This is a genomic window from Streptomyces sp. NPDC036813 (assembly GCF_055609245.1).
Genome location: NZ_JBVJPV010000015.1, coordinates 160,838 through 177,364, shown reverse-complemented (window position 1 = coordinate 177,364; position 16,527 = coordinate 160,838). Strand labels below are relative to the sequence as shown.

General features: G+C 72.2%; 16 protein-coding genes. 13 read left to right on the top strand and 3 right to left on the bottom strand.

Going from position 1 to position 16,527, the window contains the following annotated elements:
* The first annotated feature begins 63 nt into the window (after positions 1–63).
* Complete coding sequence (locus ACZ67Q_RS28870; RefSeq protein WP_471187916.1) at positions 64–2,649, top strand: serine/threonine-protein kinase; 2,586 nt, start codon at positions 64–66, stop codon at positions 2,647–2,649.
* Positions 2,650–2,788: 139 nt separating this feature from the next.
* Here the strand turns inward: ACZ67Q_RS28870 and ACZ67Q_RS28865 are convergent, their stop codons facing one another.
* Positions 2,789–3,541, bottom strand: coding sequence for an SLATT domain-containing protein (locus tag ACZ67Q_RS28865; protein ID WP_471187913.1), 753 nt, complete (start codon positions 3,539–3,541; stop codon positions 2,789–2,791).
* 279 nt (positions 3,542–3,820) lie between these two features.
* On the opposite strand from ACZ67Q_RS28865, the gene ACZ67Q_RS28860 reads away from it, so the two are divergent.
* The 3 genes from ACZ67Q_RS28860 to ACZ67Q_RS28850 all read left to right on the top strand — a co-directional run bounded on the left by ACZ67Q_RS28860 (position 3,821) and on the right by ACZ67Q_RS28850 (position 5,496).
* The gene (locus tag ACZ67Q_RS28860; RefSeq protein WP_469814920.1) at positions 3,821–4,165 is read left to right on the top strand and encodes a YbaB/EbfC family nucleoid-associated protein; all 345 of its coding nucleotides are present in this window, start codon (positions 3,821–3,823) and stop codon (positions 4,163–4,165) included.
* A gap of 76 nt (positions 4,166–4,241) precedes the next feature.
* Positions 4,242–4,841 (top strand): recombination mediator RecR, encoded by a 600-nt coding sequence (recR, locus tag ACZ67Q_RS28855; protein WP_361634113.1) that lies wholly within the window; start codon positions 4,242–4,244, stop codon positions 4,839–4,841.
* Entirely contained in the window at positions 4,834–5,496 is a 663-nt protein-coding gene (locus ACZ67Q_RS28850; protein ID WP_471187910.1) for a DUF5063 domain-containing protein, read from the top strand. Before recR ends, ACZ67Q_RS28850 begins: the two co-directional genes overlap by 8 nt.
* Here ACZ67Q_RS28850 and ACZ67Q_RS28845 read toward each other — a convergent pair.
* Positions 5,447–5,887, bottom strand: a complete 441-nt coding sequence (locus ACZ67Q_RS28845) for a hypothetical protein (RefSeq protein WP_471187908.1) — start codon at positions 5,885–5,887, stop codon at positions 5,447–5,449. The two genes, ACZ67Q_RS28850 and ACZ67Q_RS28845, sit on opposite strands and share 50 nt — an antisense overlap.
* Positions 5,888–5,983: 96 nt before the next feature.
* Between ACZ67Q_RS28845 and ACZ67Q_RS28840 the strand changes: the two genes are divergently transcribed.
* From ACZ67Q_RS28840 to ACZ67Q_RS28805, 8 genes are all read left to right on the top strand, one after another.
* Positions 5,984–6,760, top strand: a complete 777-nt coding sequence (locus tag ACZ67Q_RS28840; protein WP_471188103.1) for a helix-turn-helix domain-containing protein — start codon at positions 5,984–5,986, stop codon at positions 6,758–6,760.
* Positions 6,757–6,942, top strand: a complete 186-nt coding sequence (locus ACZ67Q_RS28835) for a DUF397 domain-containing protein (protein ID WP_471187905.1) — start codon at positions 6,757–6,759, stop codon at positions 6,940–6,942. The genes ACZ67Q_RS28840 and ACZ67Q_RS28835 overlap by 4 nt, the downstream gene beginning before the upstream one ends.
* Before the next feature lie 307 nt (positions 6,943–7,249).
* Positions 7,250–8,179, top strand: coding sequence for a hypothetical protein (locus ACZ67Q_RS28830; protein ID WP_471187902.1), 930 nt, complete (start codon positions 7,250–7,252; stop codon positions 8,177–8,179).
* 50 nt (positions 8,180–8,229) lie between these two features.
* A complete protein-coding gene (locus ACZ67Q_RS28825) occupies positions 8,230–8,811 on the top strand; it encodes a Uma2 family endonuclease (RefSeq protein ID WP_471187899.1) in 582 nt (193 codons plus the stop codon).
* Positions 8,812–9,005: 194 nt separating this feature from the next.
* On the top strand, positions 9,006–10,277 hold the full coding sequence (locus ACZ67Q_RS28820; protein WP_361634095.1) for an aspartate kinase: 1,272 nt from the start codon (positions 9,006–9,008) through the stop codon (positions 10,275–10,277).
* 28 nt (positions 10,278–10,305) lie between these two features.
* Complete coding sequence (locus ACZ67Q_RS28815; RefSeq protein WP_471187896.1) at positions 10,306–11,358, top strand: aspartate-semialdehyde dehydrogenase; 1,053 nt, start codon at positions 10,306–10,308, stop codon at positions 11,356–11,358.
* Between the two features lie 452 nt (positions 11,359–11,810).
* On the top strand, positions 11,811–12,413 hold the full coding sequence (locus ACZ67Q_RS28810) for a SigE family RNA polymerase sigma factor (RefSeq protein ID WP_471187893.1): 603 nt from the start codon (positions 11,811–11,813) through the stop codon (positions 12,411–12,413).
* A gap of 113 nt (positions 12,414–12,526) precedes the next feature.
* Complete coding sequence (locus ACZ67Q_RS28805; RefSeq protein ID WP_471187890.1) at positions 12,527–13,597, top strand: hypothetical protein; 1,071 nt, start codon at positions 12,527–12,529, stop codon at positions 13,595–13,597.
* Here the strand turns inward: ACZ67Q_RS28805 and ACZ67Q_RS28800 are convergent.
* Positions 13,567–14,409: an SURF1 family protein gene (locus ACZ67Q_RS28800; protein ID WP_471187888.1), complete on the bottom strand. Its 843-nt coding sequence runs from the start codon at positions 14,407–14,409 to the stop codon at positions 13,567–13,569. The two genes, ACZ67Q_RS28805 and ACZ67Q_RS28800, sit on opposite strands and share 31 nt — an antisense overlap.
* 244 nt (positions 14,410–14,653) lie before the next feature.
* Here ACZ67Q_RS28800 and ACZ67Q_RS28795 point away from each other — a divergent pair, with 244 nt between their 5' ends.
* On the top strand, positions 14,654–16,480 hold the full coding sequence (locus ACZ67Q_RS28795; protein WP_471187885.1) for a S9 family peptidase: 1,827 nt from the start codon (positions 14,654–14,656) through the stop codon (positions 16,478–16,480).
* The last annotated feature ends 47 nt before the right edge of the window (positions 16,481–16,527 follow it).

Genomic DNA, 16,527 nt, shown 5'->3' with positions numbered 1-16,527 from the left:
CCGTCCACCCCGCGCCGACCCCGCAACTATCGTGGGTCCGTTGCACAGGGGGAGGGGCACGGCATGGAGAAACTGGGGCCGGGGGATCCGCACCGCATCGGCGTCTATCGGCTGCTCGCGCGGCTCGGGGCCGGCGGGATGGGGCAGGTGTACCTGGCCCGCTCCGACCGGGGACGCACGGTCGCCGTGAAGCTGGTGCGCGAGGAGCTGGCCGCGCAGGAGGAGTTCCGCGCGCGGTTCCGGCAGGAAGTGCAGGCCGCGCGCCGCGTCGGCGGCCATTGGACGGCACCCGTGCTCGACGCCGACACCGAGGCGGCCGTGCCGTGGGTGGCCACCGGGTACGTCGCCGGGCCGAGCCTCGAGCGGGTCGTCGGCCACGACCACGGCGCCCTGCCGGAGCGCTCGGTGCGCATTCTCGCGGCGGGCCTCGCGCACGCCCTGAAGGACATCCACGCGGCGGGCATCGTCCACCGCGACCTGAAGCCGTCCAACGTGCTGGTGACGATCGACGGCCCCCGCGTCATCGACTTCGGCATCGCTCGGGCGCTGGAGACGCCGGCCCGGGAGGGGCTCACCCGCACCGGTTCGCTGGTCGGCTCGCCCGGCTTCATGGCGCCCGAGCAGGTGCGCGGCGAACGCATCACACCGGCCTGCGACGTCTTCTGCCTGGGCTCGGTGCTGGCCTACGCGGCCACCGGCACCCTCCCCTTCGGCTCCGCCACCAGCGGGGCGCACGCGCTGATGTACCGCATCGCCCAGGAGGAACCCGACCTGGAGGGCGTGCCGGAGGGCATCGCCGACCTGGTCCGCGAGTGCCTGCGCAAGGACCCCGCCGCCCGCCCCACCCTGGACCGCGTCCTGGAACACACCGGTGCGGAGGACACCGTCACCGACGGCCGCTCCCGCGACCCCTGGCTCCCCGGCACCCTGGTCGCCCAACTCGGCCGTCACGCGGTGCGGTTGCTGGACACGGAGAACCCGGAGAGCGCGGGGCCGGGCACGACGGGTGTGGCCGCCGCCGACGCGGTGCACGGGCCGGGTGCCGGGGGTGACGCGGCGGCGGACGACGGTGCCGCGCCCGGCGTCCCGGCGGGCGGCGGTCCCACTGCGGCCGGCCTGCCCCGTCAGGGCGATGCCAAGGCTGCCGCCCCGCCGGCCACGACACAGGACGCTCCACGCAGCGCCCCGGGCACCGGGGTCCCCGCTCCGGGTGGGGCCGCGGACGCCGGGCCGGCCGTATCCGGCGGCGCCCAGGGTGCCGGGGTCGCCGGTCCTGGCGGGGCCGCGGCTCCCGGCTCCGGTGGCGTCGGGCCCTCCGGTCCCGGTGACGCTGTGGGTGCCGGGCCGGCCGTATCCGGCGGCGCCCAGGGTGCCGGGGTCGCCGGTCCTGGCGGGGCCGCGACCCCCGGTCCCGGTGGGGCCGCGAACCCGGGCCCCGCCGGCGCCGCGAGCGCCGGGCCCGCCGTACCCGGCGGCGCCCCGGCTGCCGTTCCACCCGCCCCGATCGGCGCCCCGCGCGCGGCTGCCGATCAGCCGGCTGCCGGGCCCGGCGTCCCGCCCGAGCACGCCTCCGCCGCCCCCTCCGCCGCCGACGCGGTCGCGACGCCCGGTGTGCCCGGTCCCCGGGACGGGGCGGCCGGGCCGCCTCCGCCGGGACTGCCGGGGCATCTGCCGACGATGGCCGCCGGAGCGGACGGTGCCGCGGCGCGCGGTGCCGGCGCCGCGACGGGCACGCCCGCCCCCGCGCAGACGCCCCCGCACGGCCACCCCCAGGCGGCCCAGCCGACGCCCACTGCGCACCAGCCGGGTCACCCGCCCGCGCCGTACGGCGTCCCCCAGCAGCCCGGCGTCCAGCACGCGCAGGCGCCGGCAGCGCAGGGGCCGTACGGCGGGAGCCCCGGTTACCCGCAGAACCCGGTCGCCCCCGCGCCGTACGGCCACCCGCATCCCCAGCCGTCGCCCGCGCCCGGCGCCTACGGCTACCCGGGGCAGCCCGGTGGCTGGGGCGGACCGGGGTACGCGGCGCCGGGCGGTGGGCTCGGGGCCACGCCGCCGTACGGCCCCCCGCCCTTCGGAGCGCAGGCACCCCCGCGCCGCAGCGGCCGTTCCACCGTGCTGCTCGTCGTGATCGCGGTGATCGTCGCGCTCGCCGCCGGCGGCTCGGTGTACGCGTTCATGAGCGGCGGCGGCTCGGAAGAGGAGCCGAAGCCGTCGCCGACCGTGACGGGCGCGCAGCCCTCCCCGCAGCCGACCACCGACACCTCGTCCGCGGACCCGTCCCCGTCCGCGCGAAACGGTGCCGTCCCGCAGGGATACCTCGGCACCTGGGCCACGACGATCGACAACGGGACCGGCCTCAACACGCGGGTGCTGACCATCCGGCAGGGCGAGGTGGGCGACGCGGTCCTCACCCTCGTCGCCGAGGGACCGGCAGGCAGCGGCACCTACCACTGCGAGTTCACGGCGTCCCTCAGCGCGGCACCCGGCCCGGACGGTCCGTTGCAGATCGGCCCGTCGACCGTGGTCACCGGCCCGCCCGCCTCCTGCTCACCGGGCGCGGCCACCGAGGTCACCCTGCTCCCGGACGGCAGCCTGGAACGCGTCAACACAGCCAACGGAGAAAAACTCACGTACACCCGCCAGAGCTGACCCTCACGCCCGGTCGCGCGAGCTGACGGCCGACGTGCCTGCAACCCCTTGGGGGCGCGGGGAACTGCGCGACCAGCCACAACCCACCCGCAGACGAAAGGCAACCGGCACCGACCAGTACCCACCCCCCCGCACAGCCTCAGCGAGGCTCCGGCGGCCGCTGCCGCGGCATGTTCGGCCGGGTGCCGCCGCCCGGCGGCATCGGGAAACGCCCGTGCACGACCGTGCCGTCCTGCCGCGTGCCGGGGGAGGCCACCGTCGACTGGATGCCGAGCGGCGCGGAGCCGGTGCGGAACTCCACCATCCAGTCGGCCGTCTCGGTGCGCACCAGCTCCGTGATGTCCTCCGAGAAGCGCCGCAGCACCCCCAGGCACCGGTCGGCGGCCTCGCTGGCCGTGCCCTCCGTCGGGCCCAGCACCTCACGCACGCTCTCCGAGGCCCAGTCGAACTGGAGCACCTGGAGCCGGCGCTGCACGGCCTGCGCGGTCGCCACGTCTCTTATCCAGCCGGACGTCACCCCGAAGAAGCGGTCCACGCCCACGCACGCGACCGCCAGCATCAGCGCCAGATACCCCCAGGGGGCGACCCCGCCGATCACGCCGGTGAGGTCCAGCAGCGGCAGCGCGGCCCCGGCGACGGCGCCCATCGCCGCGCCGGTGCGCAGCAGCCGCGCCCCGCGCCGCTTCCACACCCGGTCGGCGAGGTACCAGGCCGACGTCTCCAACGCCCCGCGCTCCACCCAGCGGTACAGCTCGTCCAGCCGCTGCGCGGGCTCACCCCAGTCGCCGAGCGGGAACGCCCGCCCGGTCAGATCGCCCGGCCGCAGCCCGGCCGCACCCTCGCCCCACCCGTCCTGAGGCGGACCCTCGGGCTGCATCTCCGGCTGACCCACCCCGGCACTCCCTACTGATCCCGACCGACCGCGACCGATCACGCTGCGTGACTCAGTGACGCGTGATGCTGATGCGCCGGACCCTTCCTACCGCCCAATGGGTGGCGAGGGGTGACCTTTAGCGTCTTTTCCGCCCGGAAGAGGGCCTTGATCAGGTATAGGAGACGAGATCGACTCACTCGAAAGAGTGGCGGGGCGATGCCCTCCCGGACCACGTAGGCTCATTCCGAGCGGTAATTCCGCTACGGAACGCGCGCACCGACGCCAAGGAGCTGAGACGTGATCCCCGGTGGTGGCCAGCCGAACATGCAGCAGCTGCTGCAGCAGGCACAGAAGATGCAGCAGGACCTTGCCAGGGCCCAGGAGGAACTGGCGAACACGGAGGTCGACGGCCAGGCCGGCGGCGGCCTGGTGAAGGCCACCGTGACCGGCTCCGGTGAGTTGCGCTCCCTGAAGATCGACCCCAAGGCCGTCGACCCGGAGGACACCGAGACGCTGGCCGACCTGATCGTGGCGGCCGTCCAGGCGGCCAACGAGAACGCGCAGAGCCTCCAGCAGCAGAAGCTCGGCCCCCTGGCACAGGGCCTCGGCGGCGGCAGCGGTATCCCCGGCCTGCCGTTCTAGTCACCTGTCTTTCTGAGTCAGGTGTCGGCCCTCTACCGTACGTAGTGACAGGAACCCCAGGAAGGACGGCAGTCCGTTGTACGAAGGCGTGGTCCAGGACCTCATCGACGAGCTGGGGCGGCTGCCCGGCGTCGGTCCCAAGAGCGCGCAGCGGATCGCCTTCCACATCCTCCAGGCGGAGCCGACGGACGTACGGCGCCTGGCGCACGCCCTGCTCGAGGTGAAGGCGAAGGTCCGCTTCTGCGCGACCTGCGGCAACGTCGCGCAGGAGGAGTTGTGCGGGATCTGCCGTGACCCGCGCCGCGACCCGGCGGTGATCTGCGTGGTGGAGGAGCCGAAGGACGTCGTGGCGATCGAGCGGACCCGCGAATTCCGCGGCCGCTACCACGTGCTCGGCGGCGCCATCAGCCCGATCGAGGGCGTCGGCCCGGACGACCTGCGCATCAGGGAGCTGCTGGCCCGGCTGGCCGACGGCGCGGTGACCGAGCTGATTCTGGCCACGGACCCCAATCTCGAAGGCGAGGCGACGGCGACGTACCTCGCCCGCATGATCAAGCCCATGGGCCTGAAGGTCACCCGCCTGGCCAGCGGCCTCCCGGTGGGTGGCGACCTGGAATACGCGGACGAGGTGACCCTCGGCCGCGCCTTCGAGGGGAGACGACTGCTAGATGTCTGACGCCACGCTGCACGCGACCGACCCGAACCCGGACGACTTCGTGGTCCAGATCGCGGACCAGATCGAGAGCTTCCTGGTGGCCGTCACCGAGGTGGCGAAGGGCGACGAGCCGGCATCGGCGGTCCCCTTCCTCCTCCTGGAGGTCTCCCAGCTCCTGCTGGCCGGCGGTCGCCTCGGCGCCCACGAGGACATCGTCCCCGACGAGCGCTACGAGCCCGACCCGGGCCCCGAACCGGACGTGGACGAACTCCGTGAGAACTTCGCCCGCCTCCTGGACCCCATCGACGTCTACTCCGAGGTCTTCGACCCCTACGAGCCGCGTACCGCCCCGGTCCCGGCCCGTATCTCCGACGACCTCGCCGACGTCATCACCGACCTGCGCCACGGAATGGCCCACTACCGTGCCGGCCGCACCACCGAGGCGCTGTGGTGGTGGCAGTTCTCCTACTTCTCCAACTGGGGCCCGACGGCCTCCGCGGTGCTGCGCGCCCTCCAGTCCGTCCTGATCCACGTCCGGCTGAACCAGCCCCTGGAGGAACTGGACGGCCTGGACACCGACCAGGCGGACCTCGGCGACGACACCCTGGAGATCGAGGCGGGCCGGGTCATGGCCCAGGAGATCGGCGGACCACTGGGGATGCACCCCGGGAAGTGACCGCGAGCAGCGCCGCCGCGTCGACGTACGGCGCGGTCGGTGTCGGCTCGCTGTACCAGCGCAACGGCCACGTGTCGCCGTCCAGCGCCGGTACGCCGATGTAGGTGACGGTCCGGTCCGCACGCCGGCCGTAGCGCTGCACGCCCAGTGGCCAGTCGTAGCGGTGCACGGTCCCCGGCGCCAGCAGGAAGTACACCCACCGCGTCCCGCCCCCGCCCGCGCACACGATCGGACCCGCGTCGTCGTCGGCCCGCTCGATCAGCCACTCGGCGACGGCCTCGCCCCTGCGCCCCTCGATCCGCACGGCGTCGAAGTGCACCCCGGCCAGGCGCAGCCGGTGGCCCTGTGCGGGAACCCATGCGGGCCGGTGAATTCTCTCGGTCATGGTCACACGGTGGCGTTCCGGTGGCTACGGTCGGTAGTGACCCAGGTGATACACGACGCGGTGTACCGGCCGGAGGTGCGACCTGTGACCCAGCAGCCCCCCATGTGGCGCTTCACCGGCAACCAGTTGAAGCGCTGGCGCACGAAAGCGAACGTCTCCCGCGAGGAGTTGGCCGCCGCGTCGAACTACTCCCCGGACACCATCAAGGCCATGGAGCAGGGCGTACGGATGCCGACGCCCCGAGTCCTGGACGCGGCGGACGAGTTGTGCGGGGCGGAGGGGATGCTCAGCGCGGCGAAGGACTACCTGAGCAGGGAGAAGTTCCCGCCGCGGGCCCAGGAGTTCATGGAGCGGGAGAGGGAGGCGGTCAGCCTCTGGTGGTTCGAGGTCACGCACATCCCGGGGCTGCTGCAAACGAAGGAGTACGCGCGGGCACTCATCGAGAATCACGTTCCCCTCTTGGATGAGGAAACGGTGGAGGAGCGAATCGCGGCTCGGCTGGAACGGCAGTCAGTCCTCGCCAAGCGGAAGCCACCGGTGGCTTTCAGCTTTGTCATCTATGAGGCAGCTCTGCGGGCTCCCCAGGTGAACGGAGAGCAGTTGCGCCGCCTGCTGGAAGCCTCCCGCCTGTCGAACGTGGCGCTCCAGGTGCTGCCCTTCGAGCGTGTTGTCGCTTCCGCGCTCATGGGGCCGATCGTTCTGCTGGTGAACCGCGATCACGAGCGCTTTGCCTACACAGAAGGCCAGTTGGGTAGCCACCTGTCGGCCGACCCGGCGGTCGTCAGCCGTGCCAACGAACGGCTTAGCATGATTCGCGCGGAGGCTCTCAGCCCGGACGAGTCGGCCCGTTTCGTCGAGCGGATGGTGGATCAGCCATGAGCGACCAGCTGAAGTGGTCCAAGTCGAGCTACAGCGACTCGGAAGGCGCCGCCTGCCTCGAAGTCGCCGCCACCCCCACCACCATCCACATCCGCGACTCGAAGACCCCCGAGGCTCCGCATCTCGCTGTCCCCGTCCCCTCCTGGACGGCGTTCATCTCCGCACTTCAGCCCGGAGCTTGAGCCTCGGGCTTCGAGCCCTTCCCTTGGGTCTTGGGCTGGGTGAAACCAGCCCAACCAACCAAGCCTGAACGTGAGTTGAGGCCGCCTACCTCGAAAGAGTGACGTTCCGTGATCGGCTTGCGTCGGAACGTAAAGCCGCCCTAGGTTCGCGGCAAAGAGATCGGCCCCGGTCGGTGCGCCAACACCGGCTCCGGGGCCTGACCTACGGATCGAAGAACGAGGTTCGACCGTGGCTTACGCCCACCCTAATCCCGTCCTGCCGTCCCCGTCCCACCCCATGGCCAAAACGGGGTACGGAAAGCGCTCCGTGGGTGACGAAGACCCGCACGCAGTCCGGGACTTCGTACACCTGGCCGACCGTGAACGCGACCTCGCGCTGTACATCGATCACCTGGAAGACGGCCGGGCCGTGGGATACAAGGCGATCGCGGCGGAACACCCCCGCTACGGCCAGCAGGCGACACGTGTGTCCCTGGGGCGCCTGATCGATGCCGGGCACCTGCTGTGGATCCGGGAGCACATCACCCTGGAAGACGGCTCGATGCGCTGGGTGACGCGAACGTACTGGTCGCGGACGCCCAGGTCGGCGGCCTGGTGGGACGAGTTCGCACAGGCACGCAACGGCAGGATCGTGACCGACGGCTACCGGTCCGGGCTGGCCCGGGCCGAGGAGGCCGAGAACGAGGTGCCCGAGGAACCCCCGTCGCAACTGGCCGAGCCGCAGCCCAGCTCCGCCTACCGCACTCTCGCGGAACTCGGTGACACCGACCGCCGTATGTCGCTGTCCGAAGAGGATTGCAGGTCCCTCGAGTCCGTCGCCGCCGAGTGGCTGTCGCGCGGTTCGACGCCCGAGGACATCACTCGCGCCCTCACTGGAGGGCTCCCGCCCGCCGTGACCAACCCGGGCGGACTCGCCCGCACACGACTGGAGAAGAAGATGCCGCCGAAGAAGGACAAGGCGCGCCAGAAGCAGAACCCGCTGCTCGGTCACGTCGACCGGGTGGTCCGGGTATGTGGCACCTGCGACGCGGACGAGCGGACCGTGGAGATCATCCAGGGCCTGTGCCGGGAGTGCCGCGTCAAGCTGGGGCTGGAGACCCCGGAGGGGGAACGTATCCCGCAGACGCCGGCGACCTTCCTGGCGAGGCCGCTCCCCACCGCCGAGGAAGTGCACGAGTGGGCAGCCCGGGTCCGCGCGGCGGGTGGCCTCCGTCCGAGGCGCGTGAGGGGCGTATGAGCGTGCAGGACGTGCCGGTCCGGGCACCATGGAGTCGAGGAGGCGACGCTATGACCCCCAGGACCGAGCAGCACCGGCCCCAGATGTCCGTCGAGGAGTTCGAGGAACTGGAACGCCATGCCCCCGAGACCGTGCGGCTGGAGTTCGTTCACGGGAAGGTCCTGGTCAAGCCCATGCCGGACGGCAACCACAGCGAGATCTACATGTGGCTCCTGGAGCGTTGCATGCAGGCCCGCCCGGACCTGCGTCTGTATCCCGAGCGTGGGTTGAGGACGGAGGCGTATCGCAAGGGCCGGGCTCGCGCGGACGCCGTCCTGGTTCCTCGGGGAAGCCTCAAGGGGCACGGCGAGTGGTCCGATGCCGACGGGGTGCTCATGGCTGTCGAGATCACGTCATACGACGCCGACACGAACCAGCGCGACCGCGTCGAGAAGCCTGACGGCTATGCGGCGGCAGGCATCCCCGTCTACCTCCTGGTGGACCGAGACGACTGCTCGGTCACCGTGTTCAACCAGCCGGAGGACGGCCGCTACCGCCACGAGGAGAAGCTCCCCTTCGGCGCCACCGTCAAGCTCCCCGACCCCGTGAACATCACCCTCGACACCACCCCCCTCCAGGACCTCGCCGGCTGACCGTCTCACCATGTGACCCGACCCACATTCCGCGTGCCGCCATCCCTCCTGGGCATGAGCCTGTCGGACGCGAGCGGCCCGCACATCTCACGATGCGGTATCACGAGGGGTGAAAACGGGCGCTCGATAGACTGAACCGACCGCGGTACACCGGCGTATCCGCGGAAAGAACACAAACGGAGCGAGGAGCGCACGTGGGCCTTGTCGTGCAGAAGTACGGAGGCTCCTCCGTAGCCGATGCCGAAGGCATCAAGCGCGTCGCCAAGCGGATCGTGGAAGCCAAGAAGAACGGCCACCAGGTGGTCGCCGTGGTTTCCGCGATGGGCGACACGACGGACGAGCTGATCGATCTCGCCGAGCAGGTATCCCCGATCCCTGCCGGGCGCGAGCTCGACATGCTGCTGACCGCCGGAGAGCGGATCTCCATGGCCCTGCTGGCCATGGCGATCAAAAACCTGGGCCACAGCGCCCAGTCGTTCACCGGTAGCCAGGCAGGTGTCATCACCGACTCGGTCCACAACAAAGCCCGGATCATCGACGTCACGCCGGGCCGTATCCGGGACTCGCTGGACGAGGGCAACATCGCCATCGTCGCCGGCTTCCAGGGCGTCAGCCAGGACACCAAGGACATCACCACCCTCGGCCGGGGCGGTTCCGACACCACGGCCGTCGCGCTCGCCGCGGCGCTCGACGCCGAGGTGTGCGAGATCTACACCGACGTCGACGGCGTGTTCACCGCCGACCCGCGGGTGGTGAAGAAGGCCCGGAAGATCGACTGGATCTCCTTCGAGGACATGCTCGAGCTGGCCGCGTCCGGGTCCAAGGTGCTGCTCCACCGCTGTGTGGAGTACGCCCGCCGCTACAACATCCCGATCCACGTCCGGTCCAGCTTCAGCGGACTTCAGGGCACGTGGGTCAGCAGTGAACCGATTGGGGACAAGCAGGTGGAGCAGGCCATCATCTCCGGTGTCGCGCACGACACCTCCGAGGCCAAGGTCACGGTCGTCGGTGTGCCCGACAAGCCGGGCGAGGCCGCCGCCATCTTCCGCACGATCGCCGATGCCGAGATCAACATCGACATGGTCGTGCAGAACGTGTCCGCCGCGGCCACGGGCCTGACGGACATCTCCTTCACGCTGCCGAAGACCGAGGGCCGCAAGGCCATCGACGCCCTGGAGAAGAACCGCTCCGGCATCGGCTTCGACTCGCTGCGCTACGACGACCAGATCGGCAAGATCTCCCTGGTCGGCGCTGGTATGAAGACCAACCCGGGTGTCACCGCGGACTTCTTCACCGCCCTGTCCGACGCCGGTGTGAACATCGAGCTGATCTCGACCTCCGAGATCCGCATCTCGGTCGTCACCCGCGCCGACGACGTGCCGGAGGCCGTCCGCGCGGTGCACACCGCCTTCGGGCTCGACTCCGACAGCGACGAGGCCGTCGTCTACGGGGGCACCGGGCGATGACCGCCCGCGTCCGCGGAGGCGTACGCCGATGAAGGACCGTCCGACGCTCGCGGTCGTGGGGGCGACCGGAGCCGTCGGCACGGTCCTGCTCGGGATCCTGTCCCAGCGGGCGGACGTCTGGGGCGAGATCCGCCTGATCGCCTCACCGCGCTCGGCCGGCCGCAAGCTGGCCGTGCGCGGTGCGGAGACCGAGGTGCTCGCGCTGAGCGAGGAGGCCCTGGACGGGGTCGACATCGCGCTGTTCGACGTGCCCGACGACATCGCCGCCCAGTGGGTGCCGGTCGCGGCGGCCAAGGGCGCCGTCGTGATCGACAACTCCGCCGTGTTCCGGCTTCAGGACGACGTCCCGCTCGTCGTGCCCGAGGTCAACCCGCACGCCGTACGGCTGCGGCCGCGCGGGATCGTCGCCAACCCCAACTGCACCACGCTGTCGATGATCGTCGCCCTGGGCGCGCTGCACGCCGAGTTCGGGCTGCGCGAGCTGGTGGTGTCGTCGTACCAGGCCGTGAGCGGAGCGGGGCGGGCCGGCGTGGAGACACTGCGGCGGCAGCTGTCCCTGGTCGCCGGCACGGAGCTGGGCACGAACCCCGGCGACGTGCGGCGGGCCGTCGGCGACGACACCGGGCCCTTCCCGGAGCCCGTCGCGCTGAACGTCGTCCCGTGGGCCGGAACGCCGGCCGAGGACGGCTGGTCCTCGGAGGAGATGAAGGTCCGGGACGAGTCCCGCAAGATCCTCGGCCTGCCCTCCCTTCCGGTCGCCGTCACCTGCGTGCGCGTCCCGGTCGTCACCACGCACTCCCTCACCGTCCACGCGCGCTTCCAGGACGAGGTCACCGTCGAGCACGCCCGGGAGATCCTCGCGACCGCGCCGGGCGTGGTCCTGGTCGACAACCCGGCCGCGGGCGAGTTCCCGACGCCGGCCGACGCGGTGGGCACCGACCCGACCTGGGTGGGCCGGGTCCGCCGGGCGCTGGACGACCCGACGGCGCTCGAACTCTTCGTCTGCGGGGACAACCTGCGCAAGGGGGCCGCGCTGAACGCCGCGCAGCTCGCCGAACTGGTGGCCGCCGAGCGCGGCTGAGCCGTACCTCTCGTTCCCCTGGAGGGAAAACCGGTCGCTCTGTCGGCGGTCCTTTGTAGGATCTGTGGAAATCATGTGATCAGGACGATGGTCCAGGCCACTTGAAACGTGCCACCTGCCGTTCGAAGATTTTTCTCCCCGCCTCCGCAACCACGCGGACGGCGGGGAGCGTCTTTGCGATCGCCCTTTTCCGGGCTGCGGGAGGCGCGTCGGTCAGGGCCTGGGGACGGCCCCGACCGGGCGCGGGGACGCCCGGTCGCAAACGGACACAGGGGAAGAGCGGGTCTCATGACGGCACACGACTCAGTGTCGGACGGCGCAAAAGTGACGCCGGGCGCGTACAACCCTCCCGGGGGGAAACGGGTCCAACTGGCGTGGCAGAGGTACTCGACTTTCCTGCGGCAGCGCGCGGCACGGCCCTTCGGCCCCGTCCGCCGGCCCTTCGACCGCGCATGGCCGGCCCGTCCGGTGGCATGCCGGTGATCGCGCCCATGCCCGCAGCGCGGCCCGCCCGCCTTCCCGGTCAGCGTGACGGCGCGGACCAGAGCGAGGCGGTGGCGGCCGGTACGACCGTCGACCACCTCACCGAGACCTACCGGGCGCACTACCGCTCCCTGCTGGGTCTCGCCGCTCTGCTCCTCGACGACACGGCCTCCTGCGAGGACGTCGTCCAGGAGGCGTTCATCCGCGTCCACTCCGCCCGCAAGCGCGTCCGCGACCCGGAGAAGACCCTCGCCTATCTGCGCCAGACCGTGGTCAACCTGTCCCGGTCCGCGCTGCGTCGCCGCATACTCGGCCTGAAGCTGCTGTCCAAGCCGATGCCGGACATGGCCAGCGCCGAGGAGGGGGCGTACGACCAGCTGGAGCGGGACTCCCTCATCCAGGCGATGAAGGGACTGCAGCGCCGCCAGCGCGAGGTGCTCGTCCTGCGCTACTTCGCGGACATGACCGAGGCCCAGGTGGCCGAGACGCTCGGCATCTCGCTGGGCTCGGTCAAGGCGTACGGCTCGCGTGGCATCGCGGCCCTGCGCGGAGCCATGGGGGCACGGGCATGACCAAGCGCGCGGAGGGCGGCGACTCCCATGAACGCCACGAGCCGTACGCCTGGCACGAGCCGGGTTCGCCACGCGAGCAACAGCCGAAGCCATCGCATGCTGGGAACGGAACTGTGAACCACGGCCCCGACGACCAGAGCCCCGAAGGGCTCGACTCGGACGAGCTGGCCCTGCGCCGGATGCTGCACCAGGCGGTCGAGGAGATCGAACCGCGCGAGGGCGGCCTGGACCACCTGCGCCGCGCGGTCCCGGCCCGCCGGGCCCGTAAGCGGCAGGCCGCCGTGGGTATGGCGGCGGCGGCCCTCTTCGTGGGCACCGCCGTCCCCGCCCTGGTGCACGTCTCGCAGGCGACCGGCACCGACGCCGACCCCTCCATCGCCGGCAACAGCTCCCAGGCCCAGGGCGGCACCGGGCAGGGCAAGGACCCGAGCGGCGGGCAGACCTCCGGCACCGGGGCCACCGGCCCCGCCCACGGCAAGACCGAGCAGGGCACGAAGGACCCGGAGAAGGGCAAGGCCGGCGCGGGCAGCGCCTCCGCCTCGGCCGGCACCGGACCCTCCGCCTCCAGCTCGGCGAGCGTTCCCGAGTGCACGTCCGCGCAGCTCGGCGGCGCCACCGCCACGGCCGACGCGCCCGACTCCGCCGGCATCGTCTACGGCACCTTCCGCGTCACGAACGTCTCCGACGCCAAGTGCGCCGTCGACGGCTCCGGCACGGTCGGCGTCACGGCGCAGGGGGCGGCCGACGCCGCGAAGATCTCGGTCGTCGAGCACACCGCGGGTGACGCCGCGTCCGCGCTGTCCGACCCGTCGCTGTACGTGCCGCGGCTGGTCCTCGCGCCAGGCTCGGCCTACGACGTGAAGTTCGCCTGGGTGCCCTCGTCGACCTGTCCCACGGGCGGCGGCGGCAGCACGGGCGGCGGTACGACGGGGGGAGGCGGGGACGGTGGCTCCGGCAACCCGTCGCCGGACCCGTCGCCCAGCCAGGACGCGGCCACGGACACGGGTACGTCCACCGGCGGGGACACCGGCACCACCACTCAGCTCGTCACCGAGGGCGGCACGGCCGACGGCAGCGTGATCGTCACGCACACCGCGCAGGCCGGCTCGCCGTCGGCCTCCGTGACGGTGACCGGCGCGTGTGCGGGGACGGTCTACCGGACGGGGCTGCTGGCGGAGTCGTAGGCCCCGCCCCCGGCTTCGGTTGCTTCGGCGTCCGCGTCCGCTTCGGCTTCGGCTTCGGGGAGCAGGCCCAGGCGGGCGTCCTTCTGGAACTCCACCTCGCGCCGCAGCAGCCGGAACCACATGAAGACGACGAAGCCGGCGAAGACGAACCACTCACCGGTGTAGCCGAGGTTCTGGAACGCCTTGAGGTCGAGGCCGGTGTCCGAGGGCGCGCTCGCGGGCACCGCCTTCATCCCGGCGTCGCCCTTGTCGAGGGTGATCCACGCGGGGTACACGTCGTACGGCACCAGGTTGACGAGGGTCGCCGAGCTGATCGCGGCGGTCTGCCCGGCCGGGAGTCCGCCCTTGGCGCTGACGCCGTTGTCGCCGGGCGTCTCCGGAGCCTGGAGCGCGCCGGTGACGGTGACCCGGCCGGCCGGCGGCGCCGGGGCCTTCGCCGGGTCGGCGGTGCCGGGCAGCCAGCCGCGGACGACGGGCAGGGCCTTGCCGCCGTCGACGCGCAGCAGGGTCAGGACGTAGAAGCCGTCACGGCCGTCCAGCTCCCGGTCGGGTACGAGCAGCTGGCGGTCGTAGTGGCCGGTGGCGCTGGCCTGCCTGCCGGAGGTCGCCTTGTCGACGGGCAGCAGCTCGGCCAGCGGGCGCGGGGCCTCGGTCTGCGCGGCGGTGGCGGTGGCCTCGGCGTCGCGGTGCTCGTCGACACGGTCCTCGAAGCGGCTCAGCTGCCAGGAGCCCATGAAGACGCAGAAGGGGATGGCCAACAGCACGAAGACGTTGATCCCCCACCAGCGGGGCGTCAGCAGAAACCGGTACACACCACCAACGGTACGGGTGCGCTGCGCTGTGCCCGGGCGCGGGGGGAGGGTCGGGCGTGCTGCGGTTCGTCGTCTGCGGGCGGGTGGGGGGCTGGTCGCGCAGTTCCCCGCGCCCCTTCAGGTGGGTGCGGGCACCCGGTGCCTCACACGGGCCTGGCACCGGGTCCCGGAAACGCCCGGCAGGTTGTCCACAGGCTGAGGAGGGCCGCGGCCAAACCGCCGGAGGACCAGGCACTATGGGCCCATGACTGAGAGCAACGGGCCCGTCTCGCAGGGGCGGCAGCAGAGCCAGGAAACGCCGGACTGGGAGAAGCGCTTCCGGGCGCCCCGGGTGTCCCTGCCGGACTGGGCCGAGGACGCCCCGGACCGGTCGCTGTTCGTGTCGAACGCGACCGGGACGTACGAGCTGTACGCCTGGGACCGGGCGAGCGGCGAGCAGCGCCAGGTGACCGACCGGCCCAACGGCACGACGGACGGCGTGCTCTCCCCGGACGGCCGGTGGATCTGGTGGTTCGACGACAAGGACGGCGACGAGTTCGGCGTCTGGCGCCGCCAGCCCTTCACCGGCGGCGAGGACGAGCCGGGCGCCCCGGGCCTCGCCCCCTCCTACCCGGCGGGCCTCGCCCTGGGCAGAGACGGGCGCACGGCGGTGGTGGGCCGCTCCACCGACGAGGACGGTACGACGATCTACCTGGCGCGTGAGGGCGAGGAGCCGGTGGAGATCTACCGGCACCGCGAGTCGGCCGGCGTCGGCGACCTCTCGCACGACGGCACGCTGATCGCCCTGGAGCACACCGAGCACGGCGACGCCATGCACTCCGCGCTGCGCGTGGTCCGCCCCGACGGCACCACCGTCGCCGAGCTGGACGACACCAAGGGTGGCACGGTCGAGCTGGGGCTGGAGGTGCTGGGGTTCGCCCCGGTGGACGGCGACACCCGGCTGCTCATCGGCCACCAGCGCCGCGGCCGCTGGGAGCCGCTGGTGTGGGACGTGGCGACCGGCGAGGAGAGTGACCTGGCGCTCGAACTGCCCGGCGACGTGAGCGCCGAGTGGTACCCGGACGGCAGCGCCCTGCTCATCGCGCACAGCTTCGAGGCGCGCAGCGAGCTGTTCCGCTACGACCTCACGGCGCGCGAGCTGACGAGGATCCCGACCCCGCCGGGCACGGTGTCCGGGGCGACCGCCCGCCCGGACGGCACCGTGGAGTACCTGTGGTCGTCCTCCGCCGAGCCGTCGGCGGTGCGCTCGACCGCCGGCGCCGTGGTCCTGGACCCGCCCGGCCTGAAGTCGCCCGGCTCGGTGCCGGTGGAGGACGTGTGGGTGGAGGGGCCGGGCGGCCGTATCCACGCACTCGTGCAGAAGCCGGCCGGGGTCAGCGGTCCGCTGCCCACCGTCTTCGACATCCACGGCGGCCCCACCTGGCACGACAGCGACTCCTTCGCCGCGGGCCCGGCCGCCTGGGTCGACCACGGGTACGCGGTCGTCCGCGTCAACTACCGCGGCTCCACCGGGTACGGCCGGGCCTGGACCGACGCACTCAAGCACCGGGTCGGCCTGATCGAGCTGGAGGACATCGCCGCGGTGCGCACCTGGGCCGTCGAGTCGGGCCTGGCGGACCCCGGGCGGCTGGTCCTCACCGGCGGCTCCTGGGGCGGCTACCTCACCCTGCTGGGGCTCGGCGTCCAGCCCGACCTGTGGACGCTGGGCATCGCCGCGGTCCCGGTCGCCGACTACGTCACCGCCTACCACGACGAGATGGAGGCGCTGAAGGCGATGGACCGCACCCTGCTCGGCGGCACCCCCGAGGAGGTCCCGGAGCGCTTCGAGGCGTCCTCGCCGATCACCTACGTCGACCAGGTCAAGGCCCCGGTCTACATCTCGGCCGGGGTGAACGACCCGCGCTGCCCGATCCGCCAGATCGAGAACTACGTCAAGCGGCTGCAGGCCCGCGGGGCCGTCCACGAGGTGTACCGCTACGACGCCGGGCACGGCTCGCTGGTCGTGGACGAGCGGATCAAGCAGGTGCGGCTGGAGCTGGACTTCGCGGAGCGGTATCTGCCGAAGCGGTAGCCGTCACCCGTCACCCTTCCGGTGCCCGGGTGGAACCAGCCGCCGGG